Source organism: Sphingomonas kyeonggiensis, assembly GCF_014196745.1.
Lineage (GTDB): Bacteria > Pseudomonadota > Alphaproteobacteria > Sphingomonadales > Sphingomonadaceae > Sphingomonas > Sphingomonas kyeonggiensis.
In genome coordinates this window covers 125,531-149,190 of sequence record NZ_JACIEH010000004.1, presented here as the reverse complement: position 1 = coordinate 149,190, position 23,660 = coordinate 125,531, and the positions used below count along the sequence as shown (strand labels likewise).

The window sequence follows — 23,660 nt, the reverse complement described above, 5'->3', positions numbered from 1 at the left end:
CTGACGTGACCGGACTAGACGGCGCGCTTCAAATTGACGTGAAGCGATGCGGTTAATTTCCGATTCGGCATATTTTTGCCGGCAAAGCGGCAAATGCTTGCCGGGCTATTAGCCGGATGGGGCCAAGGTTGCCGCGCCGTTACGGTAATGCTAGTCAGCTTTTACCGGCCCTTGCGCCGGACCTTCCCGCGGCCACATTCGCCGCGACAGTTCAGGTTGACGCTCACATGAGGCAATTTCCGCAACGTCTGCACCGACCGGCCCCGATGGCCGGCCGCGTGATGGCGGCGGAGTCTGCGGACCACCGGTTCGCGCGTGCCCTGCGAGCAGCAGCAGTTTTCGAAACCCGCGAGACCGCAGCCGGCGAATCCGCCGGCCAGGGCCGCATTGTATGTCGCGCGCCTGCGCGAGCCCTCCGCAACACAAATCTAGAGGGCCTGGGCCGGCGCGCCCGGAGAACAATAAATGACCATGCGTATGCTGATCGACGCACGCCACCGGGAGGAAACCCGCGTGGCCGTCGTCAAGGGAAGCCGAATCGAGGAGTTTGATTTCGAGTCCGCCGAGCGCAAGCAGCTCAAGGGCAATATCTATTTGGCCAAGGTGACCCGCGTGGAGCCGTCGCTCCAGGCGGCTTTCGTGGATTACGGTGGCAACCGCCACGGCTTCCTGGCCTTTAGCGAAATCCATCCCGACTATTACCAGATTCCCAAGGAAGATCGCGAAGCGCTGCTCCGCGAGGAAGCCGAGCATGCGGCCGAGGAAGCCGCGCTGCGCGCCGAGGAGGATGGCGACGAGGATCATCTCGACGGCGATGACGGCGTCGAGGTGCTCGAGCGTCCGCACGACGACGAGGAAGACCACGACCACGAGTCCGAGGAAGCCGAAGGCGAAACCTCGGAAGGTGGCGAGGGCGAGGAAGGCCGTGGTCGCGGTCGTCGCGGCAAGCGCCGTGGCGGCAATGGTGGCGAGGACAGCCCGGCCGAGGCGCTGCGCCAGCGCCGCATGAACCTGCGCCGCCGCTACAAGATCCAGGACGTGATCCGCCGCCGCCAGGTGCTGCTCGTCCAGGTCGTCAAGGAAGAGCGCGGCAACAAGGGTGCGGCCCTCACCACCTATCTGTCGCTCGCCGGCCGCTACTGCGTGCTGATGCCGAACACCGCGCATGGCGGCGGTATCTCGCGCAAGATCAGCTCGGCCGCCGATCGCAAGCGCCTCAAGACGATCATGGCGGACCTGAAGCTGCCGCCGTCGATGGGCTGCATCGTCCGCACCGCGGGCCTCCAGCGCACCAAGGTCGAGATCAAGCGCGACTTCGACTATCTGGCGCGCCTGTGGGACGGGATCCGCGAGGAGACGCTCAAGTCGACCGCGCCGGCTTTGGTCTATGGCGATTCGGATCTGCTCAAGCGCGCGATCCGCGACATCTATAATCGCGACATCGACGAGGTGATCGTCGAGGGCGAGGACGGCTATCGCCAGGCCAAGGACTTCATGAAGCTCCTGATGCCGAGCCATGCCAAGAAGGTGAAGCAATATGCCGACGCGGTGCCGCTGTTCCAGCGCGCCGGCGTCGAGGATCAGCTGTCGGCGATGTACAATCCCGTCGTCCAGCTGAAGAGCGGCGGTTACCTGGTGATCAACCCGACCGAGGCGCTGGTGTCGATCGACATCAACTCGGGCCGCTCGACGCGCGAGCACAATATCGAGCAGACCGCGACCGCGACCAACCTGGAAGCGGCGCACGAGATCGCGCGCCAGCTGCGCCTGCGCGACATGGCCGGCCTCGTCGTGATCGACTTCATCGACATGGATCACTCGTCGAACGTCCGTAAGGTCGAGAAGGCGATGAAGGAGGCGCTGAAGAACGATCGCGCCCGCATCCAGGTCGGTCGCATCTCGGCCTTCGGCCTGATGGAGATGAGCCGCCAGCGCCTGCGCACCGGCGTGCTCGAAGCGTCGACCGTGCAGTGCCCGCATTGCGAAGGCACCGGCCTGGTCCGCACCGCCTCGTCGGCCGGCCTGTCCGCGCTGCGCCTGATCGAGGACGAAGCCGCCCGTGGCCGCGGCTCGGTGATCACGCTGCGCGCCAGCCAGGAAGCCGCCTTCTACGTGCTCAACAAGAAGCGCGCCGACATCGCCGAGATCGAGGACCGCTACGGCGTGACCGTCGAGATCCTGTCGGACGGCGAGCTCGAGGGCGCGCGCATGTCGGTCGAGGCTTCGGGCCCGCCGCCGGCGCATGCACCGAAGTTCGAGAAGCTGATCGAAGAGCCCGAGGACGACGACTACGTCGAGGAGATCGACGAGGAGGAAGAGGAGCTCGAGGAGGAGGCCGAGGCCGGCAATCGCCGCGAGGGCCGTAGCGAGCGTCGGGAGCGCGACGAGGATGGCGAGGGCCGCGGCAAGCGTCGCCGTCGTCGCCGTGGGCGTGGCCGTGGCCGCCGCGAGGAAGGCGAAGGCGCCGAGGGTGAGGCCGAAGCCGGCGAGGAGGCCGATGTCGAGGCCGAAGGCGAAGCTGACGTTGCCGAGGGCGAGGAAGCGTCCGCCGCTGCCGAGGGCGAAGGCGAAGGCCGTGAAGGTGGCCGCAAGCGCCGCCGTCGTGGCCGTCGCGGCGGTCGCCGTGGCGATCGCGCCGAGGGTGGTGAGGATGCCGGCGAAGACGCTGCCGAGGAGGTGACCGAAGTCGCCGCGGCGGTCGAGGCGGCACCCGAGCCTGTTGCCGAGGAAGCCGCTCCGGCCAAGCCGAAGCGCACCCGCAAGAAGAAGGTCGAGGCTGTCGAGGCCGAGGCTGCTCCCGCGGTAGAGGCGCCGGTCGAGGCGGCACCCGAGCCTGTTGCCGAGGAAGCCGCTCCGGCCAAGCCGAAGCGCACGCGCAAGAAGAAGGTCGAGGCCGTCGAGGCCGAAGCCGCGCCTGCGGTGGAAGCGCCGGTCGAGGCGGCACCCGAGCCGATCGCCGAGGAAGCCGCTCCGGCCAAGCCGAAGCGCACGCGCAAGAAGAAGGTCGAGGTTGTCGAGGCCGAGTCGGTGAACGAGGCGGCTCCGGCGGTGGAAGCCGCTCCGGTTGCGGCGGACGCCGCACCGGCCGAAGCGGCCGACGGCGAAGAGGGCGAGGGTGAGAACGCCGACGGCTCGCCGCGTCGCGGCTGGTGGCAGCGCACCTTCGGGGCCTGATCCTCCAAGCCTGAGAAAAAGGGGCGCCGGTCCGCAGGGATCGGCGCCCTTTTTCATGGGCTTGCCCTCGAGGCGCTTCACTCGCGGTTCATCGGTGCAGGCGCACGGCCAATGCCATTGATCGCGGGTGGAATTCGGAGGATACGAACGGGCATGAAGCGTATCCTCGCCCTGCTCTCGGCCGCCTTGCTGCTCTGGGTCCAGCCTGCCGCCGCCCAGTCGATCCTGCGCGATGCCGAGACCGAGGCACTGCTCAACGACATGGCAAAGCCGCTGTTCATCGCGGCCGGTCTCTCGCCCGCCAATGCCAAGGTGGTGCTGATCAACGACGGCTCGATCAACGCCTTCGTCGCCGGCGGGCAGATCGTCTATGTCCATTCGGGCCTGATCGACGCGGCGTCGAGCGCCAATGAGGTGCAGGGCGTGATCGCACACGAAATCGGCCACATCGTCGGCGGCCATGCCGTGTTCCAGGGCGATGGCGGCTATACCAACATCTCGATCCTCAGCCTGCTGCTCGGCGTGGCGGCGATGGCCGCGGGCAGCGGCGAGGCGGGCACCGGCATCCTGATGGCCGGACAGCGCGCCGCGATCGGCAAGTATCTCGCCTTCAGCCGCGTTCAGGAAAGCTCGGCCGACGCCGCCGGCGCCAAGTTCATCAATAGCGCCGGGATCAGCGGCAAGGGCATGCTGAGCTTCTTCGACAAGCTCACCGCCCAGATGCACCGCTATGGCTATTACACTAGCAATCCCGAGGTCGATCCGTTCGCGCAGACCCACCCGATGTCGCAGGATCGCGTCGAGACGCTCAAGGCCGACCTTATGAACGCGCCGAGCTGGAACAAGCCGCTCGACCCCAATCTCGAGGTCCGCTTCAAGCGCGTCCAGGCCAAGCTGCGCGGCTATGTGAGCGACGCCAAGGATACGCTGGCCAAATATCCGCTCAGCAACCAGTCGGTCGAGGCGCATTACGCCCGCGCCTATGCCTATCACAAATCGGGCTATCCCGAGCAGGCGGCGGCCGAGACCCAGGCACTGGTCAAGGCGGAGCCCAAGGACCCCTATTTCCTGGAGCTCGAAGGGCAGATCCTGCTCGAATCGGGCGATCCCAAGGGCGCGATCGCGCCGCTGCGCGAGGCGACGGCACTGTCGAACAACGCGCCGCTGATCGCGAGCACGCTGGGCCATGCGCTGCTCGCCACCGAGGACAAGGCCAATCTCGACGAGGCCGAGCGCGTGCTCAAGCAATCCGTGGCGCGTGACAACGACAATCCCTTCGCCTGGCTGAATCTCGGCACGGTCTATGACCGCAAGGGCGACGAGGCGCGCACCGCGCTCGCCACCGCCGAGCGTGCGCACATGATGGGCGATGTCGGCACCGCGCTGATGAGCTCGCGCGCGGCGATGGCGCGCCTGCCCCAGGGCTCGGCCGACTGGGTGCGCGCGCAGGACATCAACATGGTCTCGCAGACCGCCTGGGACGAAATGCGGAAGAAGAAGGGGCGGCAGTGATCGAGCGTTTGTTGGGTAACAGGCTGGCGCTGGCCGGCGCCTTCGTGCTGTGCGCAGTGGCGGGGGCGGGAATCTTCGCGGCCATCCAGGCGCTGGTGCCCGGCATGGGGCCGCGCGGCCAGGCCGAGCGGGTGGTCCACGACTGGGTGCTTGCCCATCCCGAGGTGCTGCTCGAATCGGTCGAGCGCTACAACCAGAAGCAGAGCGCCAATGCCGACAAGGCACAGGCGGAGGCAGTCGCAGCTGCGGAGAAGACCCTTCCCGCCGAGCGCGCCAAGCTCGAGACGCCCTATGCCGGCGGCTGGGCGGGCAATCCCAGGGGCGACGTAACCGTGGTTGCCTTCATGGACTATGCCTGTGGCTATTGCCGTGCCAGCCTGCCGGCGATCCAGGAGCTGCTGAAGCGCGATCCCAATGTGAAGGTGGTGTACCGCGAATATCCGGTGCTCGGGCCGGACAGCCTGGTCGCGGCGCGCTGGGCGCTGGCGGCGGCGGAGCAGGACAAGTTCCGTGCGTTCCATGACGCGCTGTTCGCGATGGACGGGCCGAGCGCGGCCAATATCGAGGCGGCCGCCGGGAAGGCCGGGCTCGACATGGCCAAGGCGAAGCAGGTGATCGGATCGAAGCCGGTGGAAGGCGAGATCGTCGCCAACCACAAGTTCGGCCAGAAGCTTGCGATGACCGGCACGCCGAGCTGGGTGGTTGGCGGCAAGCTGCTCTACGGCATGCGCGACTATGACGGGCTCGCCGCGGCGGTAGCGGAAGCGCGCAAGGGCAAGTGACCCATAATCCTCCCTTGGCGAGCCAGGGGAGGATTTAAGTCGTCCTATTTTGTACCGAGCGGTTGCCGCGTCGCATCGCCGTGCCTAATTAGCGGGTCCTTTCCCGGCCGGGGGCATCATGACATCCATTCTTTCGATAAACGGCGTGAGCAAGACCTATGGCTCAGGCCACAAGGCGCTCGATCATGTCGACCTGGAGATCCGCCGCGGCGAGATCTTCGCGCTGCTAGGTCCCAATGGGGCAGGCAAGACCACGCTGATCTCGATCATCTGCGGGATCGTCACGCCGAGCACCGGCACGATCCTGGTCGACGGGCACGACGCGGTGCGCGAGCCGCGCGCCGCCCGCTCGAAGATCGGGCTGGTGCCGCAGGAGATCGCGGTCGACATGTTCTCCACCGTGGGCAGCGCGCTGCGCTTTTCGCGCGGGCTGTTCGGCAAGGCGCCCAATCAGGAGTTTTGCGACCAGATCCTCAGGGACCTGTCGCTGTGGGATAAGCGCAACTCCAAGATCATGGAGCTGTCGGGCGGCATGAAACGCCGCGTGATGATCGCCAAGGCGCTGAGCCACGAGCCCGACATCCTGTTCCTCGACGAACCCACCGCCGGCGTCGACGTGTCGCTCCGCCGCGACATGTGGAAGATGATCGGCAAGCTGCGGGAACGCGGCGTCACCATCATCCTGACCACCCATTATATCGAAGAGGCCGAGGAGATGGCCGACCGGGTCGGCGTGATCGACAAGGGCCAGCTGCTTCTCGTCGAGGACAAGGCCGAGCTGATGAAGAAGCTCGGCAAGCGCGAGCTCGACCTCAGCCTGGTCGAGCCGATGGTCGCGATCCCGGCGGGCCTCGAGGAATGGCACCTTAGCCTCGAGGACGAAGGCACGCGCCTGCGCTACACCTTCGACGCCCAGGCCGAGCGCACCGGCATTCCCTCGCTGCTGCGCAAGCTCGGCGAGATGGGCATCGGGTTCAAGGATCTCGACACCAGCAAATCCAGCCTCGAGGACATCTTCGTCGGCCTCGTCGAACATAAGGAGGCCCGGGCATGAACTTCCACGGCATCTGGGCGATCTACAAGTTCGAGATGGCGCGCACGCTGCGCACGCTCTGGCAGTCGATCGTCACCCCGGTGATCACCACCGCGCTCTATTTCATCGTGTTCGGCAGCGGCATGGGCAGCCGCATCCCCTCGATCGAAGGCGTGCCCTATGGCAGCTTCATCGTGCCGGGGCTGATCATGCTGTCGCTGCTCACCCAGAGCGTCGCCAATGCCTCGATCGGCATCTATTTCCCCAAGTTCACCGGCACGGTGTTCGAGCTGCTCTCGGCGCCGATCTCGGCGGTGGAGCTGGTGATCGGCTTCGTCGGCGCGGCGGCGACCAAGTCGGTGGTGATCGGCCTGATCATCCTGCTCACCTCGGGCCTGTTCGTGCCGTTGCGCGTCGATCACCCGCTGGCGATGCTCGCCTTCCTGCTGCTAACCTCGATCAGCTTCTCGATGTTCGGTTTCATCATCGGCATCTGGGCCAAGGGCTTTGAGCAGCTCAACGTGGTGCCGGCGCTGATCCTGACTCCGCTCACTTTCCTGGGCGGTTCCTTCTATCCGCTGAGCTTCCTGCCCGAGCCGTGGCGCACGGTGAGCCTGTTCAACCCGGTCGCCTATCTGATCAGCGGCTTCCGCTGGGCGTTCTTCGGCGATGTCGGCGACATCGACGTGCGCTGGAGCCTGGGCTTCGTCGCCCTGTTCCTCGCCCTATGCCTTGGTCTAATCGTCACGATCTTCCGGACCGGCTACAGGCTCAAGAACTGATGACACCCTTTCCCCTGGATATCTTCACCGAGCCCGAGGACGTCGATCCCCACACGCTCGCCAATCTCGGCCCGCTGGCACCGCTTGCCGGGCGCTGGGAGGGCAAGAAGGGCATCGACCTCAACCCCAAGGCCGAAGGACCTGAGCGGCGCGAGTTCATCGAGCGGATCGAGTGCGTGCCGATCGATCCCCAGGCCAACGGCCCGCAGCTCTTCTACGGGCTGCGCTACCATATCCACATCACCACCGAGGAAGAGGACATCACCTTCCACGACCAGGTGGGGTACTGGCTGTGGGAGCCGGCGACCGGCCTGATCCTGCAGACGCTGGCGATCCCCCGCGGCCAAGTGCTGCTCGCCAGCGGCAAGGGCGCGCCGGGCGACAAGGCGATCCATGTAGAGGCGAAGCGCGGCGAGACCAGCTACGGCATCTGCTCGACCGACTTCCTCGAATATGCCTTCCGCACCGATGCCTATACGATCGACATCGCCTTCGCCGAGGATGGCGGCTGGAGCTACGACATCCACACCACGCTGGAGGTGAAGGGCCAGGGGCCGTTCGACCATCACGACCGCAACACGCTGAAGCGGGTGGGGGTGGCGAAGCCGAACCCCTGGGTGCAGATCCTCGCGGCGAAGGGGCAGGGGTAATCCAAGCCGTCACCCCCGCGAAAGCGGGGGCCCATCTCCCGGACTATCCATCGACGCACCGGTCGTAATTGCCGACAGTGTCGGAGCTGGGTCCCCGCTTTCGCGGGGATGACGAAAGAGATGGTGGGCTGCTAGTTCCCCACCACCGGCAGCATGATCGCCGAGCCGGCGCAGACCTTCTGCGTAGCCTTCTGATAGTCCGCCGGCTTGGCCTTGTAGATGTTCGGCACGAAGGTCTGCGGGTTGCGGTCGATCATCGGGAACCAGCTCGACTGGACCTGGACCATGATCCGGTGGCCCTTCTTGAAGACGTGGTCGTGGTTCCGCAGCGGGATCGTCCAGTCGTTCACCTGGTTCGGCACCAGCGGCGTCGCCTTCTCGAACGATTGCAGGTAGCGGCCGCGCTTGACCTCCATGGCGACCGGCAGCTGATAGCCGTTCAGTCCCTTGGCATAGGCGCCGATCGCGGTTGGCGCCTTCTCGAAATCCTCCGGATAGACGTCGATCAGCTTGACGATGAAGTCGCTGTCGGTCCCGCTGGTCGCGGCCTCCAGCGCGGCGGTGATCGCGCCGGTCACGGTCAGGTCGGCATCGAGCGGGGCGCTGGTGTAGCTCAGCACGTCCGGGCGATAATCGGCGAAGCGCTGGTCCTCGGTCTCCCACCAGCGCCAGTCCGGCGTGGCATAGGTGGCCGACATCGGGCGAGCGCGGAACGGCACCGGATTGGCCGGATCGGAGAGATATTCGCGGCAGCCTTCACCCGCCGCCGGCGCGGTGAACGACAGGCTGCCATCGGCGTGGAGATAGATGCTCTTGCTGCTCGCCGTGGTGAGCGGCCACTGGTTGTAGGTCTTCCACTGCCAGCTGCCGGACTGGAAGCTCTTCATCCGGTAATCGGGCTTGGCACCCTTGCCGTGCAGCCAATAGGCGAAGAACGGCGCCTCCACCTGCTCCATGAACTGGGCGCCGCTGTCGGTGCCGATCGGAATGCGGCCGAGCATGTTGCCCGCCGAGCGCCAGCTGCCATGGTTCCATGGGCCGGCGACCATCAGGGACAGGTTGTTCGGATCATTCTCGCGCTGCTTGTCGAAGATCTGCCAGCTGCCCCAGGGGTCCTCCTGGTCCCAGTAACCGGCGACGTTGAGCGTCGGCACGGTCGTCTTCTTCAGCGTGTTCGACCAGACCTGCTTCTTCCAGAAATCGTCATAGTCGGGATGCTCGATCATCTGCTTGTACAGCGGCACCCGGCCCTTGAAGTATTTCGCCTCGATGTCCGCCGGCGAGCCTGCCTTCAGGAACCACTCGTACGTGTCGTAGCGGTCGTACAGGTCGATGCCGTCATTGGTCTTGTCGGCCTGGAGGCTGTTCACCCAGTCGCTGGCATAGGTCAGGCGCATCGCACCCCAGCGGTGCAAATCGTCATTCTTCCAATAGTCGATCCAGGCCGCCTGGGGGCTGACGGCCTTGAGCGCCGGGTGCGGGCGGGCGACGGCGATCGCGGCGGTGAAGCCGGGGTACGACACGCCCCACATGCCGACCTTGCCGTTGTTCGGCTTCACATTCTTCACCAGCCAGTCGATCGAATCATAGGCGTCGGTCGATTCGTCGGTCTCGCCCTTGCCGGTCTTGATCTCGGTGGAGAGGGTGAAGGGGCCGCCTTCGGACGCGAAGCGGCCGCGCATGTCCTGGAACACGAAGATATAGCCGTCCTTGCCGAGCGCGGACCAGTTGCCCGGCATGCTGCGCGGCGCTGCGCCGGGTGCGCCATAGGGGGTGCGTTGGAACAGGATCGGCAATGGGCCGGTCTGGCCCTTGGGGCGGATGATGACGGTGTGCAGCTTCGCTCCGTCGCGCATCGGGATCATCGCCTCCTCGAAGGTGAAGGCGCTGTCGGCGGCCTGGGGCGCGGGCGCCGCCTGCTTCGCGGGAAGTGCCGCAAGCGGGGCGGCGGCGACCGCCAGGGCGAACAGACTGACCAACCGCATGCGCATCTCCCTAAAATTCAATTGGGGGAGGGCGTAACCGGTGTGTTGTCGGTGTCAATCGCCGTGCGGGGCCGGAAGTGCCGCTGGATCGCGGGGCGCAGGAGCAGCGCATTCAGATTGAGCGCCAGATGCACGACGATCGGCAGGGTGAGCTCCATCGCGCCGACATAGAAGACTGCCAATGCCGTCCCGACTGCGCCGGACAGCAGGACGCCGAGCCAGCCCTGATAGCGGTGCAGCCAGCCGAAGAGCAAAGCTGCGGCGAGGAAAGCGGCCCAGGCCGGCGCGCCGCACAGGGTTGCGAGCAGCGGGACGTAGAGCCGGAAGCAGACTTCCTCGCTCACCCCGGCATTGAGGATCACCGGCAGGATGTGGAGCCTCTCGGCGCGATTGCGCGGCACCATTGGCGAGATGTCGAGTGCGCGCTTCGCCTTGGCCGGCCGGCGGCTCCGCAGGATGAGTATCCCCCCGCCCAGCACCAGGCCGCCGAACGCGCCGATCAGCAGAGGGGCGAGAAAGGCGCTGTCCTCAAGGGAGAAGACGGGGGCGTAGGGAAGCAGCGGTGCGAACTCATGCGGGAAGATCCAGAGCGCATGAATCCGGCCGAGTAGCGCCAGGCCGGCCAGCGGCATGCCCAGATAGAGCGCGCAACCGCGGATCGCCCAGCGCCGGAAGACGCGCTGGCGTTCGCTTGTGTCCTCGATCGTGCGGAAGCGCTCGAAGCCGCGCCGGTCGTTGCGCTGGGCCCAGAGGAGCAGTGCGAGGGTGGCGATCAGCAGCAAGGGTGCGAGCATGCACGGTGGCATAGCGGGAGCCGCGCGCCAGGCAAGGATGGAGTAGTGCGCAAAGATGAAGGTAAATCGAGTGTAAGCCGTAACAAATAGTGCATGACACTATATTGGTGCCATCCTCGATTGACGCGAAACTATAGTTGGTGGAACCCATTGCCATCGCAGTCTCCTGCGAAGCTTGGGGGAAATTGGCATGCATCTGACGCACAAGGAAGGCGAGCTCTCCGCGCGCCCATTGAAGTTCCTCGACACCGATACGCTGGTGGTGCGCTGGATCGCGCAGGCGGCGGTGAACGTCGAGCTGTTCACCGTCCCGCTCTACATGACCTCGCTCTATTCGATCACCGGCATGCATCCCATCACCAGCCAGGGGAACAGCTTCTACAAGGGCCGGCAATGGCCCGGCGCCAAGACCAGCGCCTTCACCGACTACAAGCCGGGCAAGAAGGGCTGGGGCAACAAGAAGGCGTTCAACATCGTCTTCTCGGTGTTCATCCAGGAGATGCTCCACCTCCAGATGGCGGCGAACCTCGCCACCGCGGTCGGCGCGGTGCCCAGCTTCACCGCCACCGCGCTGCAGAGCGGCGACCATGGCTGGACCTGCTACGGCCCCAAGCTGACCGCGATCCCCGGCATCGTCGACCTGACCGACACCAACCGGTTCAAGGACGTGAAGGTCAATGTCGGCCCGCTCGACGAGGAGCGGATCAAGCTGTTCCTTGCGATCGAGCAGCCGCAGGAGACGGCGGAGCAGGACATCGTCCGCAACAAGGACCGCTATTTCCCCAAGGTGCCCTTCGCCGAAACCACGGTCGAGCAGCTCGATGCCAAGATCATGTTCGGCTCGATCGGCTATATGTACCAGTGCTACCGCGACTATCTGCTGATCCGCTACGAGGACGGCACGCGCCTCTGGGACCATGTGATGAACGCATCGGGCCAGCAGAACGACCTGTTCAACAGCTTCAGCTTCCCCGGCCATCCGATGCGCGAGTTCATGGGCTTCGAGACCACGATCGCGCTCACCGATCCCGAGATCGCGCTGAAGCAGGCGCTCAACATGATGAACGCGATCACCGACCAGGGCGAAGGTGCCACGCTCGGCGCGCGCTATGACGAGAAGGGCCAGCGGCTCAACGACGGGAAGACCAAGCTCGTCCAAGGCGACGTGAACCCGAGCTACTGCCCGAACCGCGACGCGCTCGCCTCCGACTATCCGAGCTATTCGATGGAGGGGAAGCTGGTCCCGTCGGCGGATGCGGCGGCGCGTTCCGACAATGACGGTGTCGATCACTATACCCGCTTCCGCGAGATCGAGGACATCCGCGGCAGCGGCGGGCTCGAGACCTGGGACCAGTCGCCCAAGATCGGCAAATGGGCCGCGTCGGACCTGACCACCGAGGGCTATGATCCGAACGACAATCCCTATGGCCTGCCCGCGCCCGAGGCGATCGCGGGCGCGCTCAACGCGCTCAAGAATGGCGGCGACGCGGCGGCCAATTTCCAGAAGATGAGCCAGGCGGTGTGCGGCGCGATCAAGGGCGTCACCACCGTGCTCGACAGCTACTGGAACCCGGCCGGCGCCACCGTGTCCTTCCCCTTCCCGTCGATGGCCGGGTCGGGCGACCGCATGTCGACCGCCTGGGCGGTGTTCGGCGCGACGCCGGACCTGTCGGTGGGCGTCGGCGAGCCGGACAAGTATATCGTCAACCACGCGTGCCAGGGCCTGGATGTCGGGGAAACCGGCGGGAAGTGGGGTGCGAACAGTTGCGCCGAAACCTCGATCTACCATACCTGTCGCGGCTCGAACCTGTGCAAGGGCCAGGGCGGCTGCGGCTTCGTCCAGCTCACCAGCGGCGGCGGCAGCTGTGGCGGGGCGAGCAGCGGCTGCGGTTCGGCATCGTCCAAGACCTCGAATGCGCCCAAGGCGAGCCCGGTGGCGAGCGGCGGCTGCGGCACGCCGACCACGATCAAGGGCGGCGGCTGCTCGGCGGTGAGCTTGCGCGCCTATGGCGGGCTGTGCGGCACGCCGACGCCTTCGCCCACTCCGACGCCCACGCCGAGCGGTCCGATGTACACCGCGCCCAGCGACAATATCTGTGGCGGCTTCGGCGGTTGCGCGGTGCCGATCTCGGCGATGCAGCTCTATCCCAAGTCGGGCACGATGGAAGTCTGGGCCCTGGTCGGCAGCACCAAGCCGGTGCTGTGCGGCGCGCCAAAGGCGGATGCCGACAAGAATCTGTGCGGCACGCCGTCCCCCTCGCCGTCGCCTACCCCCTCAGGCTGCGGCGCGCCTTCCTCGAAGAAGATCGCCACGATCGACTTCAAGGAAGGCGATAAGGTCGAGGACATCGCCTTCCAGGCATTCGCCAAGGTGGTGGCCTTCAAGGTCAACGGCGATCCGGACAAGCCCGTCGAAGGGCTGGTCCAGCAGGCGCCGAACGACCTGCGCCTCGCCTATCCGCCCTCGACCTAGGGACGGATCGAATGACGCAGCCCCGGCTCGGCCTGCCCAATCCCGGTGACGGCCTGGGGCTGCGCGAGGAGCATTTCCCGCACCTGATGTCGACGCCCCCCGAAGCCTGGGGCGTCGACTGGTTCGAGGCGATCACCGAGAACCTGCTCGACAATCACGGCTGGGGCATGCGGGTGTTCGAGCATGTCGCGGCACACCGGCCGGTGGTGCTGCACGGGGTGTCGCTGTCGATCGGCAGCACCGCGCCGCTCGACCTGGCCTATCTCGGCAAGCTGCGCGACCTGGCCGAGCGTTTTCGGCCGCTCTGGGTCTCGGACCATCTCTGCTGGACGGGGGTGCAGGGGGTGAACAGCCACGATCTGCTGCCCCTGCCGCTGACCGAGGCGGCGTTGGCCCATGTCGCGGAGCGGGTCCGCGCGGTGCAGGATTTCCTCGGCCGGCCGCTGATCGTCGAGAATCCCAGCACCTATCTCGAATTCCGCGCCAGCCAGATGCCCGAGGCCGAGTTCCTCGCCCGGCTGTGCGAGCTGACCGGCTGCGGTCTGCTGCTCGACGTCAACAATGTCCATGTCTCGAGCTTCAACCATGCGCTCGATCCGATGGCCTATATCGAGGCGATCCCGGCTAGCCATGTCGTCCAGGTCCATCTCGCCGGGCCGAGCGATCACGGCACCCACCTGATCGACACGCATGACGCGCCGGTGCCCGATGCGGTGTGGCCGCTCTATGCCCAGGTCTGGGAGCGTTGCGGACCGGTCGCGACGATGGTCGAATGGGATGCGAGCATCCCGGCATTCGAGGTGGTCGCCGCCGAGCTCGCCAAGGCCCGGCGGGTACGCGAGGGGCTGCCGCTTGCCGCCTGACCTCGCCGCACTGCAGGACTGGATGCAGGAGGCGATCCTGGCGGCATCGGGTGCGGACGCACGCGACTTCGTGCACGGCGACAACCGTCTCACCGCCGAGGACCGTATCCAGGTCTATGCGAGAGGCTATCGCCAGCGCCTGCTCGAATGCCTGGAGAGCGAATATCCGCTGCTCGCGGCGCTGGCCGGGCCGACCGCGTTCCAGCTTTTCGCCCAGGGCTATATCGCGGCTTACCCGTCGCGCAGCTACACGCTCTACGATTTCGGCGCGCGCTTCGCCGACTGGCTCGATGCGGCGCGGCCGCCGGGCAGCGCGCAGGCGGTCGAGGCGATTCCGGGCGCGCTGGCGCGGATCGAGCGGACCAAGGCGGAAGTGCACCGCGCCCACGGCATCGAAGGCGCCGCGCCGGCCTGGCCGGGGATCGATCCGATGATCGCCGAGCTGCTCGCCATGGCCGCCGCGCGGCGCTGGTACCGGCCGGACAGCGTCCGCCTGCTCGCTCTGCCCTTCGATTTCAGCGAGATGCTCGCCAGCGGCGAACCCGTGCCGCCCCGGCCCGAGCCGATGCTGCTCGCCGTGGCGCGCGCGAACTACCGCGTTTCCTGCCTGCCGCTCGAGCCCTGGCAATATGACTGGCTGGCGCTGCTGCCCGGGGATCCAGCACAGGCGGTGCCGGCCGATGCGCGGGTCGCAAGCTGGCTCCCCTTTGCGGTGGCGCAGGGGCTGGCGGCGGCGGGATAGGCTCTTCCTACACGGCACCGCCGCGAATCACCTGGAAAGTCACAAAAGTCCCGACACCCAACGGCTCGCTGTCGAACGGGGCTTTCGCAACTTCGTTGCCGGGCGAAGCGCGGTGCGCGTCCTATATTTCCTACGGGTCAAAGAGCGGCCGGACAGCGAGGCCGGCCGCGCGAGCAGGCCATGCGGAATCCTACATTGCAAGGTCTGGGACTCCTCCCCCGGAGCTGCGCTCCGAGGGAGGAATTGAAATCAGAGCCGATGCTCGCCCTTCACCCAGCGCACCGTGCCCGAATGGGCGCGCATCACCACGCTCTCGGTGGTCATCTTGGTGGCGAAGCGCTTCACGCCTTCGAGCAGCGAGCCGTCGGTCACGCCGGTCGCCGCGAAGATGCAGTCGCCCTTGGCCAGCTCGGTGAGGTCGTAGATCTTGTCGAGATCCTCGATGCCCCATTTGCGTGCGCGCTGGCGCTCGTCCTCGTTGCGGAAGATCAGCCGGCCCTTGAACTGGCCGCCGACGCAGCGCAGCGCCGCGCAGGCGAGCACGCCCTCCGGGGCGCCGCCCTGGCCCATATAGACGTCGATCGTCGTCTCGGGATCGGTGGTGGCGATCACGCCGGCCACGTCGCCGTCGCCGATCAGCACCACGCCGCAGCCGACTTCGCGCAGCTCGGCGATCAGCTTCTCGTGGCGCGGGCGATCGAGCACGCAGGCGATGATCTCATGCGGCTGCACACCCTTGGCCTTGGCGATCGCATGGACGTTCTCGGTCGGCGACTTGGTGAGGTCGATCACGCCCTCGGGATAGCCCGGGCCGACGGCGATCTTGTCCATGTACACGTCGGGCGCGTTGAGCAGCCCACCCTTTTCGGCGACGGCGAGCACCGCCAGCGCATTGGGGCCGGCCTTGGCGCAGATGGTGGTGCCCTCGAGCGGATCGAGCGCGATGTCGATCGCCGGGCCCTTGCCCTGCGCCGCGCCGACCTTCTCGCCGATGAACAGCATCGGCGCCTCGTCGCGCTCGCCCTCGCCGATCACCACGGTGCCATCGAGATAGAGCTTGTTGAGCGCGTCGCGCATCGCCTCGACCGCGGCGGCATCGGCCGCCTTCTCGTCGCCGCGCCCGACCAGGGTGGAAGCAGCGATCGCCGCCGCTTCGGTCACCCGCACCATTTCGAGGACGAGGACACGGTCGAGGGCGTGGCTGGGCTGAGTCATGGGGTACCCCGGTGGTTGGACTTGCGGCGGCGATTAGGCAGCACCGTGGCTCTTGTCGATGCCGCTAACGTTGTCAGCCCGGCGCTGCTCCCAATTCCGCCACAACATGCCGCTATCGCAACGAAACCGGGGGCGGAGGGATGTGCAAATGCTGCTTTTCGCCTTGCTTCTGCTCGGCCAGGACGATGCGCCGCCGCGCGACATGACGCCGGCCGAGGTGATGGAGATGCACCGCGCGCGCTGGTCGGCCAATCCGAAGTGCCAGCGCGCCCGCGACGAGAGCGAGATCGTCGTCTGCTCGCGGCGCGATGCCGACAAATTTCGCGTGCCGCTGGTAACGAGCTATAGCGGGCCGGATACCGATCAGGGCCGGCTCGATCGGGTGTTCGACGGTGCCGATGGGCACATGCCGTGCGGCCAGGGTGCCTTCACGGTCCGCTGCGGCTCTGTCGGGGTGGGCGTCACGGTCAGCTCGCGGGGCGTGCGGACGAGCCGGCGCGAACTGGCGCCCTGAAGCGAAACCGGAGGCAGCAGGGAAACCGGCGGGGGCGCGTGCGTTGAGCGCGGTGAACTTCTTTCGGAGACCCCGATGCTGCTGCTCGTTGCCCTCACCTTGTCCGGTGCCACTCCTGCGATCGATCCGCAGCGTCGCAGGGCGAAGACGGTGCGGATGACGCGGATCCCGGCGCGCGCCGCGCCGGCGCAGCGCCTGCCGATCGTGCAGGCCGATCCCGCGCAACGCTACCGCCTGCCGCTGCCGAGCACCGAGCTCGTCGATGCCAAGAGCGAAGCGGTGAAGAGCACTGGCATGGCCTGCGGCACCACCGGCGCGCCCTGGTGCCCGCGCAAGGGGCGCCAGGTGCTGAAGACCAGCTTGAACGACTGATGCTCCCTCTCTCCTGCGGGGGAGCGGGAGCATGACCTAGGGGCAGGCGCCTCCTCCAGGTCATGCCCCTCTCCCGGCGTCGGCTTCGCCTGGCCACCCTCTCCCCGCTGGCGGAGAGAGGGAGGTTTTCACCCCAGGATATGCATCCACATCGGCTCGCCGGTCAGGCTTGACGAGCCGCGCAGCTTGTCGAGTGCCTGGGCGACCGCGCGTTCCGGGCCCTCGTGCGTGACGATCGCCACCAGCACGCTGCCATCGGCGCTGGCGCCGCGCTGCATCAGGCTTTCGATCGAGACGCCGGCGTCGCGCATCGCCGCCGCGATCTCGGCGAGTACGCCCACCTTGTCCGCGACCGTGAAGCGCACATAGGCGCGGCCGATCCGCTCGCCGGTATCGGCGGCACCCGGCTGGGCGAGCGCGGCGGCGGGCATTGCATAGGGCGGGCCGAATTCGCCGCGGGCGATGTCGATAAGGTCGGCGACCACCGCCGAGGCGGTCGGGCCGTCGCCGGCACCTGCGCCCTGGAACAGCAGCCGGCCGACGAAATTGCCCTCGGCGACTACGGCGTTAGTAGAGCCGGTGACGTGCGCCAGCGGGTGGCTGAGTGGCACGAGATGCGGATGGACGCGCTGAAACAGGCCGTGCCCATTGGCTTCGGACAGGCCGAGCAGGCGGACGCGGTAGCCGAGCGCGGCCGCCTCGGCGATGTCGGCGGCCAGGATGTGGCGCACGCCGGCGATCGCGACCTGCTCGAAGGCTGGCTGCGTGCCGAAGGCGAGGCTGGCGAGGATCGACAGCTTGTGTGCGGCATCGACGCCGTCGATGTCGAAGCTCGGATCGGCTTCCGCGTATCCGAGCCGCTGCGCTTCGGCGAGGATGTCGGCGAAGTCGCGGCCTTCGGCTTCCATCTTCGACAGGATGAAATTGCAGGTGCCGTTGAGGATGCCATAGACCCGGGCGATCTCGTTGGCGGCAGCGCCTTCGCGCAGGCCCTTGATCACGGGCACGCCGCCGGCGACCGCGGCTTCGAACTTGAGCGCGAGGCCGGCAGTCTCGGCGGCGTTCGCCAGTTCCAGGCCGTGATGCGCGATCATCGCCTTGTTGGCGGTGACGAAGCTCTTGCCGCCGGCGAGCGAGGCGCGGGCGAGCGCGAGGGCGGGGCCGTCCGAGCCGCCGACCAGCTCGACCACAACATCGGCCCTGGGGTGGCGCGCGAGTTCGGCGGTGTCATCCACCCAGTCGAAGCGGGTGATGTCGACGCCGCGATCCTTGGCGCGGTCGCGGGCGGAGACGGCGACCACTTCGATCGGCCGGCCAGCGCGGCGGGCGATCAGCTCGCCATTCGCGTCGATCAGGCGAATGACGCCCGCGCCGACGGTGCCAAGGCCTGCAAGTGCGATACGAAGCGGTTCGGTCACGATATCCCCCGAAGAATGGAACCGCTCACCCCTAACCCCAGCTTTCGGGGGAGGGGAAGAAGCTTTTCTTCATCGGGATGACACGGGGACCTGGATGGTGACCGAGCAGCCGTCGCGACAGGGACCCAGCCACTGGGAGTCGACGACTATGAGGACGAAGCATAGCAGCGGGGCGATCAGCGAAACGCGCCACTTGCGCAGCACCAGCGCGGTCAGCTGGGCCGCCAGGATTCCGGTGAGCACCCAGCCGACCGCTTCATGCAACGTCGTGCCATGCATCCAGGACTGCGAAAGGATGAAGGCGATCAACATCGACAGTACGCCGATGCCGATCGCCAGCCATTTCCACATTACTTCTTGATCAGCCCGATCTCGACCAGCCGCTCGAACAGATAGTCGTGCGCGGTGATCGGCGTCGGATAGCGGTTGGGGCTCTCGTTCGTGATCGTCGACGGCAGCGTCTCGATCAGGAAGTCCGGCGCGGGATGCAGGAAGAAGGGCATCGAGTAGCGCGGTGTGCCGCGGCGCTCGACCGGCGGGTTGACCACGCGGTGCGTCGTCGAGGGCAGGTAGTGGTTGGTCAGGCGCTGCAGCATGTCGCCGACATTGACCACCATCGCGCCTTCGGGCGGCTTGACCGGCAGCCAACGGCCGTCCTTGTCGAGCAGCTCGAGGCCTGCTTCCTCGGCGCCGAGCAGCAGCGTGATCAGGTTGATGTCCTCATGCGCGCCGGCGCGCACTTCGGGGGCGTTGGCGGGCACCGGCGGATAGTGGAGCAGGCGCAGCACGGAGTTGCCGTCCTTCACCGCGCGGTCGAACCAGTGGGGCTCGAGGCCGAGATAGACCGCGATCGCCGAGAGCAGCCGGTCACCGGCATCGTCCAGCGCCTGGAACAGCTCGAGGAAGGTCTCCTTGAAGCCCTCCGGCGCGTGCGGCCAGATGTTCGGCGCCATCTGCGCCTCGAAGCGGTGGCCCTTGGCCAGCTCGCGGCCGATATGCCAGAATTCCTTCAGGTCGACATGCGTCGCGCCCTTGGCGATTTCGGTCTTGAACGGCGTCAGGCCACGCGCGCCGCCGCCGCCGGGAATGTGGTACTGGCGCTTCTCTTCCTCGGGAAGGGCGAAGAATTCCTTGGTCTTGGCCCAGGCGCGGTCGATCAGTTCCTGCGGCACGCCGTGATCCGAAACCATCGCGAAGCCGAAGCGGCGGAACGACTGGCCGAACTTCTGCGCAAACCCCTCCGGGTCGTTCGCCTGCTCGGCCATCGAGACGAGAGGCACCTCGTCGAGAACTATTGCCATGTTACGAGTCTCCTTGCCGGCCAGTTAGACCCGCTGGCACCGGCGCGACAAGGGGCGCGCCGGTGGAGGAGAGGGATCGCGCGTTCGGCCTCAGCTCCCGCTGATCTCGATGCGGCCCTTGGTCTTCGCTCCGCCATCCGCCGAAAGGTCGAGCGTGAAGGGATCGCCGTCGTCGGTGGTGCCGGCGAAGCCATTGCCCTTCGCGGCGAACTTGAAGCCCTTGCCGGTCAGCTTCTCCTGGAACCAGCCCTGCACCTTGGCGAGATCGGCGGGGCTGGTGAAGTCCACCGTCACCTTGCCCTCGTCCTTGGCGTTGCCCGGCTTGTCGTTGGCGTCGATGTGGAAGTTGCCGATCTCCGAACCGGGATAGAGCTTCACCCCGTTCATGTCGAAATTCTCGGCAGTCATCTTGATTTGCGGAACCTTGAAGCTGCCTTCGAAGCCGTCGCCCTTGATCGCCACGGTGCCGTTGTTCATCGCGAAGGTGGAATTGTCTCCATCGTCGGAAGTGGCGTTGATCGAGACCGAGGTGCCGCCCTTGCCGTCACAGGCGGCGAGCGCGAGGGGAAGGACCAGCAGCAGGGACAGACGACGCATCTTCACTCTCCGGCAGTGTGTCATTAATACAATACACTAACCCAAGCGCATGGCCAGCGCAACAATGGCGCAGGCTTTGGGGGTGACGCAGCGGCCGGGATGCGCCATTTGCGCCCGATGGAAGAGCCGCACCTTACCGCAGACTCGCAGAACAAGGCGCCGCTCGCGTTCGGCGAGTTCGTCAGCCTGATCGCCGCGATGATGGCGCTCACCGCGCTCGGCATCGATTCGATGCTGCCTGCCCTGCCGGCGATCGGCGCCAGCCTGGGCGTCGACGAGCCCAATCATCGCCAGTACGTGATCACCGCGTTCCTGATCGGCTTCGCCTTCGCGCAGCTGATCTATGGTCCGCTGTCGGACCGGTTCGGCCGGCGCCCGGTGCTGGCGATCGCGCTGGTCTCCTATGTGGTGACCAGCGTGGTGGCGGCGGCATCGGGCAGCTTCACGCTGCTGCTGATCGCCCGCGCGGCGATGGGCGCATCAGCCGCCGGCGCGCGTGTCGTTTCGGTGGCGCTGGTGCGAGACTGTTTCGCCGGGCGCTCGATGGCGCGGGTGATGAGCCTGGCCTTCATCGTCTTCATGGCGGCGCCGATCGTAGCACCCAGCCTGGGCCAGCTGATCCTCTATGCCGGGTCCTGGCGGCTGATCTTCTGGGCGATCGGCGGCGTCGCCACCTTGGTGGTGCTGTGGTTCTGGCTGCGCATGCCCGAGACGCTGGGGCAGGATGCACGGCTGTCGCTTAACCCGGTGCGCGTGCTCGGCGACTATGGCCTGATGCTGCGCGATCGCCAGGCGGTGGGCTATACGATCGGGATCATGCTGCTCTCCGGCGGCATGTTCGGCTTCATCGGATCGGTGCAGCAGGTGATGGAGGACGTGTTCCACGCGCCGCAGCTGCTCGCGGTGGTCTTCCCCTGCGTCGCCTCGACCATGGCGCTCGGCTCGTTCCTCAATTCGCGGCTGGTGATGAAGGTCGGCATGCGGCGGATCTCGCACACCGCGCTGATCGGCATGATCCTGTTCGCCGCGATCCACCTCGCCATTGCCTGGGCCGATCTCGAATCGATCTGGAGCTTCACCATCCTCCAGGCGCTGATGATGGGCTGTGTGGGCCTTTCCACCTCGAACTTCTCGGCGATGGCGATGGAGAAGATGGGCGAGATCGCCGGGACCGCCTCGAGCCTGCAGGGTTTCGTCACCACGCTCGGCTCGGCGCTGATCGGCGCGGCGATCGGCCAGGCGTTCGACGGCACCACCGTGCCGCTCTACGCCGGATTCCTGCTTATGGGCCTGATCGCTTTCGTGGTAGTGCTGGTCACCGAGCGCGGACGGATGTTCCGGCCCAGCTGAGGGAACGCTCGGGGTCTTCCCGCCGTTCGCACTTTCGGAAAAGTTCGCCGCTGTGGCGGGCACAAAGCGCGAGGTAGATGATGGGTGGCTATCAGGTTCCGGGTCGTGGTCCGGGCGACGACGGTTTCGACGAGGAAGGCTATGACGAGAGCCAGCGCGCCGAGATCCTCGAAGCGACCAATGACGGCCCGAGCGACGGCAACCTCCTGACCGACATCGCGCCCGATTATGGCGATGACGACGACGATGACGCCGACGACCTCCGTATGGTCGACGACGAGATCGGCGAGGAGGATGAAGACGCCGACGAGGACGCGCGCGCCATTGCCGAGGACGAGGTCCAGGAGGATTTCGATGAGGACGACCTCGAGGATGACGACGACCTCGACGATGCCGACGAGGATGCGCTCGAGCCCTGAGGCAGCTGCGTATTGACCTGTGCCACGGGGCGGCGGAACATGCCGTCCCATGGCCAGGGACTCCAGGGTAGACACCTATATCGAAGGCCGCGCCGAATTCGCGCGGCCGATCCTTTCGTGGATCCGCGAGCGCTTCCACGTCGCGGTGCCGGCGGTGGAGGAGACGATCAAATGGTCGCACCCCTTCTTCACGCTCGACGGCAAGCCGCTGGCCAACATGGCTGCGTTCAAGGGGCATGCGAGCTTCGGCTTCTGGAACCGGCAAGGCAATGAAACCGGCAAGGAAGGCGAGGCGATGGGCCAGTTCGGCCGGATCGAATCGCTGGATGACCTGCCGCCGGCGGACGAAGTCGAGCGGCTGATCCGCGAAGCCGTCGCGCTGCTCGGCGAAGCGAAGCCGACCCGTCCCCGCGCCGCGCCCAGGCCCGAGGCCGAGGTGCCGGCCGAGCTGGCCGAGGCGCTGGCGGCCGACGATGCCGCCGCCGCCAGCTTCAACGCCTTCCCGCCCGGTTGCCGCCGCGAATATTGCGAGTGGATCGCCGAGGCGAAGCGCCCGGAGACCAAAGCGAAGCGCGTGGCCGAGGCCGTGGCCTGGATGCGCGAGGGCAAGCGGCGGAACTGGAAATACGAGAATTGCTGAATGCAACTCCCTCTCCCTGCTCGCGGGGAGAGGGAGAAGGGCATTGCCATCCTCAATTCTCTATGTGATGTTACAACATCATAACGAGGAGAAGTGCCATGGCCCGTGTCGTCCGTGCTCGTCGCATCCCCGATACCGCTCCGATCGGTGCGATCAACATCACCCCGCTGATCGACGTGATGCTGGTGCTCCTCGTCGTGATCATCATCGCCATTCCGATCGCCAGCCATGAGGTGCCGGTCGATCTGCCCGTCGGCCCCAGCCGAGTCGTCGATCCGCTGCCGCCGACCGTCCTTGCCATCGACAGGCAGGGCACGCTGACCTGGAACGGCGAGGCGGTGCGCGATGCCGCGCTGCCCGACCGGCTGGCCGGGCTTCGGCAGTCGGGCGCGGCGCTCCATCTCCAGACCGATCCCGAGGCGCGCTACGAGCGGTTCGACGGCATTCTCGCCGTGGTGAAGCGTGCGGGCATCACCAAGCTCGGATTCGTCGGCAATCGTCCGTTGGAGGACTGACGGAACAGGCGCATCCGGCTAGACGTTCGTTTCGCTCCCGACGAACAAGGACTCCCGGATGCGCCTGACCCTGATCGCCCTGCTTGCCCTCGCCGCCTGCTCCAGCCAGCCACCGGCTGCCGACACCAATATCGTGCAGAGCGAGCAGACCAACATCACCGACGATGCGTCGCCTGCGCCGCTCGACAAGGCACCTGTTGCCAGGGAAGGGGAAAAGCTGGCGGTGGCGCGCTTCCGCTGCATGGACGGGGTGCGGATCGCCGCGCGCTTCGATCCGGCCAAGGGCACCGCCACGCTCACCCGCGCCGGCCGGACGATCGGGTTGAAACAGGAGCGCATGGCCTCGGGCATCCGCTATTCCGACGGGGGCACGGTGTTCCAGGGCAAGGGCGACAACATGTCGTTCGAGGCGCCGGGCCAGCCGCCGATCGCCTGCACCGTCATCCGCTGACGCAATTCTCCGGCACCGCGAGGCCGCTGCTGCCGATGTCGGTGCCGGCCGCGTCCTCGAGCGCGGCCGATCAAGGCT

General features: G+C 66.7%; 23 protein-coding genes. 16 read left to right on the top strand and 7 right to left on the bottom strand.

The window, feature by feature from the left end; translation table 11 throughout:
• Positions 1 to 465 precede the first annotated feature (465 nt).
• The 6 genes from GGR46_RS22210 to GGR46_RS22185 all read left to right on the top strand — a co-directional run bounded on the left by GGR46_RS22210 (position 466) and on the right by GGR46_RS22185 (position 7,933).
• A complete protein-coding gene (locus GGR46_RS22210; RefSeq protein WP_184000262.1) occupies positions 466 to 3,174 on the top strand; it encodes an Rne/Rng family ribonuclease in 2,709 nt (902 codons plus the stop codon).
• Between the two features lie 153 nt (positions 3,175 to 3,327).
• Positions 3,328 to 4,686, top strand: a complete 1,359-nt coding sequence (locus GGR46_RS22205) for a M48 family metalloprotease (RefSeq protein WP_184000261.1) — start codon at positions 3,328 to 3,330, stop codon at positions 4,684 to 4,686.
• Positions 4,683 to 5,468: a DsbA family protein gene (locus GGR46_RS22200; RefSeq protein WP_343058298.1), complete on the top strand. Its 786-nt coding sequence runs from the start codon at positions 4,683 to 4,685 to the stop codon at positions 5,466 to 5,468. The genes GGR46_RS22205 and GGR46_RS22200 overlap by 4 nt, the downstream gene beginning before the upstream one ends.
• Before the next feature lie 118 nt (positions 5,469 to 5,586).
• Positions 5,587 to 6,522 carry an ABC transporter ATP-binding protein gene (locus GGR46_RS22195; RefSeq protein WP_184000260.1) on the top strand — a complete coding sequence of 312 codons (936 nt, stop codon included), beginning with the start codon at positions 5,587 to 5,589 and terminating at the stop codon, positions 6,520 to 6,522.
• Complete coding sequence (locus GGR46_RS22190) at positions 6,519 to 7,283, top strand: ABC transporter permease (protein WP_184000259.1); 765 nt, start codon at positions 6,519 to 6,521, stop codon at positions 7,281 to 7,283. Before GGR46_RS22195 ends, GGR46_RS22190 begins: the two co-directional genes overlap by 4 nt.
• Positions 7,283 to 7,933, top strand: coding sequence for an FABP family protein (locus GGR46_RS22185; protein WP_184000258.1), 651 nt, complete (start codon positions 7,283 to 7,285; stop codon positions 7,931 to 7,933). The genes GGR46_RS22190 and GGR46_RS22185 overlap by 1 nt, the downstream gene beginning before the upstream one ends.
• 131 nt (positions 7,934 to 8,064) lie before the next feature.
• Here the strand turns inward: GGR46_RS22185 and GGR46_RS22180 are convergent, their stop codons facing one another.
• Positions 8,065 to 9,918 (bottom strand): CocE/NonD family hydrolase, encoded by a 1,854-nt coding sequence (locus GGR46_RS22180; RefSeq protein ID WP_246426307.1) that lies wholly within the window; start codon positions 9,916 to 9,918, stop codon positions 8,065 to 8,067.
• 17 nt (positions 9,919 to 9,935) lie between these two features.
• Complete coding sequence (locus GGR46_RS22175; protein ID WP_184000256.1) at positions 9,936 to 10,712, bottom strand: CPBP family glutamic-type intramembrane protease; 777 nt, start codon at positions 10,710 to 10,712, stop codon at positions 9,936 to 9,938.
• A 190-nt stretch (positions 10,713 to 10,902) separates the two neighbouring features.
• On the opposite strand from GGR46_RS22175, the gene GGR46_RS22170 reads away from it, so the two are divergent.
• Genes GGR46_RS22170 through GGR46_RS22160 form a run of 3 tightly spaced genes read left to right on the top strand, consistent with a single transcriptional unit; the run spans position 10,903 to position 14,790 of the window.
• A complete protein-coding gene (locus tag GGR46_RS22170; RefSeq protein WP_184000255.1) occupies positions 10,903 to 13,185 on the top strand; it encodes a ferritin-like domain-containing protein in 2,283 nt (760 codons plus the stop codon).
• A gap of 11 nt (positions 13,186 to 13,196) precedes the next feature.
• Complete coding sequence (gene bufB, locus GGR46_RS22165) at positions 13,197 to 14,048, top strand: MNIO family bufferin maturase (protein ID WP_184000254.1); 852 nt, start codon at positions 13,197 to 13,199, stop codon at positions 14,046 to 14,048.
• A complete protein-coding gene (locus GGR46_RS22160) occupies positions 14,038 to 14,790 on the top strand; it encodes an HvfC/BufC N-terminal domain-containing protein (protein ID WP_184000253.1) in 753 nt (250 codons plus the stop codon). The genes bufB and GGR46_RS22160 overlap by 11 nt, the downstream gene beginning before the upstream one ends.
• 249 nt (positions 14,791 to 15,039) lie before the next feature.
• Here GGR46_RS22160 and glpX read toward each other — a convergent pair whose 3' ends face one another.
• Positions 15,040 to 16,005 (bottom strand): class II fructose-bisphosphatase, encoded by a 966-nt coding sequence (glpX, locus tag GGR46_RS22155; protein ID WP_184000252.1) that lies wholly within the window; start codon positions 16,003 to 16,005, stop codon positions 15,040 to 15,042.
• Positions 16,006 to 16,153: 148 nt separating this feature from the next.
• Between glpX and GGR46_RS22150 the strand changes: the two genes are divergently transcribed.
• Complete coding sequence (locus GGR46_RS22150; RefSeq protein WP_184000251.1) at positions 16,154 to 16,519, top strand: hypothetical protein; 366 nt, start codon at positions 16,154 to 16,156, stop codon at positions 16,517 to 16,519.
• A 75-nt stretch (positions 16,520 to 16,594) separates the two neighbouring features.
• Positions 16,595 to 16,891, top strand: coding sequence for a hypothetical protein (locus GGR46_RS22145; RefSeq protein ID WP_184000250.1), 297 nt, complete (start codon positions 16,595 to 16,597; stop codon positions 16,889 to 16,891).
• A 128-nt stretch (positions 16,892 to 17,019) separates the two neighbouring features.
• Here the strand turns inward: GGR46_RS22145 and GGR46_RS22140 are convergent, their stop codons facing one another.
• The 4 genes from GGR46_RS22140 to GGR46_RS22125 all read right to left on the bottom strand — a co-directional run bounded on the left by GGR46_RS22140 (position 17,020) and on the right by GGR46_RS22125 (position 20,207).
• Positions 17,020 to 18,309, bottom strand: coding sequence for a homoserine dehydrogenase (locus tag GGR46_RS22140; protein WP_184000249.1), 1,290 nt, complete (start codon positions 18,307 to 18,309; stop codon positions 17,020 to 17,022).
• A 69-nt stretch (positions 18,310 to 18,378) separates the two neighbouring features.
• Complete coding sequence (locus tag GGR46_RS22135; protein WP_184000248.1) at positions 18,379 to 18,660, bottom strand: hypothetical protein; 282 nt, start codon at positions 18,658 to 18,660, stop codon at positions 18,379 to 18,381.
• The gene (locus tag GGR46_RS22130; protein WP_184000247.1) at positions 18,660 to 19,610 is read right to left on the bottom strand and encodes an isopenicillin N synthase family dioxygenase; all 951 of its coding nucleotides are present in this window, start codon (positions 19,608 to 19,610) and stop codon (positions 18,660 to 18,662) included. The genes GGR46_RS22135 and GGR46_RS22130 overlap by 1 nt, the downstream gene beginning before the upstream one ends.
• Positions 19,611 to 19,700: 90 nt before the next feature.
• The gene (locus GGR46_RS22125) at positions 19,701 to 20,207 is read right to left on the bottom strand and encodes a hypothetical protein (RefSeq protein WP_184000246.1); all 507 of its coding nucleotides are present in this window, start codon (positions 20,205 to 20,207) and stop codon (positions 19,701 to 19,703) included.
• A 99-nt stretch (positions 20,208 to 20,306) separates the two neighbouring features.
• On the opposite strand from GGR46_RS22125, the gene GGR46_RS22120 reads away from it, so the two are divergent.
• The 5 genes from GGR46_RS22120 (at position 20,307) to GGR46_RS22100 (ending at position 23,582) form a co-directional block, all read left to right on the top strand.
• Positions 20,307 to 21,557 (top strand): multidrug effflux MFS transporter, encoded by a 1,251-nt coding sequence (locus GGR46_RS22120; RefSeq protein ID WP_246426306.1) that lies wholly within the window; start codon positions 20,307 to 20,309, stop codon positions 21,555 to 21,557.
• 80 nt (positions 21,558 to 21,637) lie between these two features.
• A complete protein-coding gene (locus tag GGR46_RS22115) occupies positions 21,638 to 21,976 on the top strand; it encodes a DNA primase (protein WP_184000412.1) in 339 nt (112 codons plus the stop codon).
• 49 nt (positions 21,977 to 22,025) lie between these two features.
• Positions 22,026 to 22,616: a YdeI/OmpD-associated family protein gene (locus GGR46_RS22110; RefSeq protein WP_184000245.1), complete on the top strand. Its 591-nt coding sequence runs from the start codon at positions 22,026 to 22,028 to the stop codon at positions 22,614 to 22,616.
• 98 nt (positions 22,617 to 22,714) lie between these two features.
• The gene (locus GGR46_RS22105) at positions 22,715 to 23,131 is read left to right on the top strand and encodes an ExbD/TolR family protein (protein ID WP_184000244.1); all 417 of its coding nucleotides are present in this window, start codon (positions 22,715 to 22,717) and stop codon (positions 23,129 to 23,131) included.
• A 58-nt stretch (positions 23,132 to 23,189) separates the two neighbouring features.
• The gene (locus GGR46_RS22100; RefSeq protein ID WP_184000243.1) at positions 23,190 to 23,582 is read left to right on the top strand and encodes an MliC family protein; all 393 of its coding nucleotides are present in this window, start codon (positions 23,190 to 23,192) and stop codon (positions 23,580 to 23,582) included.
• The last annotated feature ends 78 nt before the right edge of the window (positions 23,583 to 23,660 follow it).

What these genes read in the sequence shown, in the direction of transcription:
- GGR46_RS22150 (WP_184000251.1), top strand. Translation starts at nt 16,154, where the DNA reads ATGCTGCTTTTCGCCTTGCTTCTGCTCGGCCAGGACGATGCGCCGCCG.
- GGR46_RS22130 (WP_184000247.1), bottom strand. Translation starts at nt 19,610, where the DNA reads ATGGCAATAGTTCTCGACGAGGTGCCTCTCGTCTCGATGGCCGAGCAG.
- GGR46_RS22120 (WP_246426306.1), top strand. Translation starts at nt 20,307, where the DNA reads ATGCGCCATTTGCGCCCGATGGAAGAGCCGCACCTTACCGCAGACTCG.
- glpX (WP_184000252.1), bottom strand. Translation starts at nt 16,005, where the DNA reads ATGACTCAGCCCAGCCACGCCCTCGACCGTGTCCTCGTCCTCGAAATG.
- GGR46_RS22195 (WP_184000260.1), top strand. Translation starts at nt 5,587, where the DNA reads ATGACATCCATTCTTTCGATAAACGGCGTGAGCAAGACCTATGGCTCA.
- GGR46_RS22170 (WP_184000255.1), top strand. Translation starts at nt 10,903, where the DNA reads ATGCATCTGACGCACAAGGAAGGCGAGCTCTCCGCGCGCCCATTGAAG.
- GGR46_RS22110 (WP_184000245.1), top strand. Translation starts at nt 22,026, where the DNA reads ATGGCCAGGGACTCCAGGGTAGACACCTATATCGAAGGCCGCGCCGAA.
- GGR46_RS22145 (WP_184000250.1), top strand. Translation starts at nt 16,595, where the DNA reads ATGCTGCTGCTCGTTGCCCTCACCTTGTCCGGTGCCACTCCTGCGATC.
- GGR46_RS22135 (WP_184000248.1), bottom strand. Translation starts at nt 18,660, where the DNA reads ATGTGGAAATGGCTGGCGATCGGCATCGGCGTACTGTCGATGTTGATC.
- GGR46_RS22105 (WP_184000244.1), top strand. Translation starts at nt 22,715, where the DNA reads ATGGCCCGTGTCGTCCGTGCTCGTCGCATCCCCGATACCGCTCCGATC.
- GGR46_RS22185 (WP_184000258.1), top strand. Translation starts at nt 7,283, where the DNA reads ATGACACCCTTTCCCCTGGATATCTTCACCGAGCCCGAGGACGTCGAT.
- GGR46_RS22175 (WP_184000256.1), bottom strand. Translation starts at nt 10,712, where the DNA reads ATGCTCGCACCCTTGCTGCTGATCGCCACCCTCGCACTGCTCCTCTGG.
- bufB (WP_184000254.1), top strand. Translation starts at nt 13,197, where the DNA reads ATGACGCAGCCCCGGCTCGGCCTGCCCAATCCCGGTGACGGCCTGGGG.
- GGR46_RS22100 (WP_184000243.1), top strand. Translation starts at nt 23,190, where the DNA reads ATGCGCCTGACCCTGATCGCCCTGCTTGCCCTCGCCGCCTGCTCCAGC.
- GGR46_RS22115 (WP_184000412.1), top strand. Translation starts at nt 21,638, where the DNA reads ATGGGTGGCTATCAGGTTCCGGGTCGTGGTCCGGGCGACGACGGTTTC.
- GGR46_RS22190 (WP_184000259.1), top strand. Translation starts at nt 6,519, where the DNA reads ATGAACTTCCACGGCATCTGGGCGATCTACAAGTTCGAGATGGCGCGC.
- GGR46_RS22180 (WP_246426307.1), bottom strand. Translation starts at nt 9,918, where the DNA reads ATGCGGTTGGTCAGTCTGTTCGCCCTGGCGGTCGCCGCCGCCCCGCTT.
- GGR46_RS22210 (WP_184000262.1), top strand. Translation starts at nt 466, where the DNA reads ATGACCATGCGTATGCTGATCGACGCACGCCACCGGGAGGAAACCCGC.
- GGR46_RS22205 (WP_184000261.1), top strand. Translation starts at nt 3,328, where the DNA reads ATGAAGCGTATCCTCGCCCTGCTCTCGGCCGCCTTGCTGCTCTGGGTC.
- GGR46_RS22125 (WP_184000246.1), bottom strand. Translation starts at nt 20,207, where the DNA reads ATGCGTCGTCTGTCCCTGCTGCTGGTCCTTCCCCTCGCGCTCGCCGCC.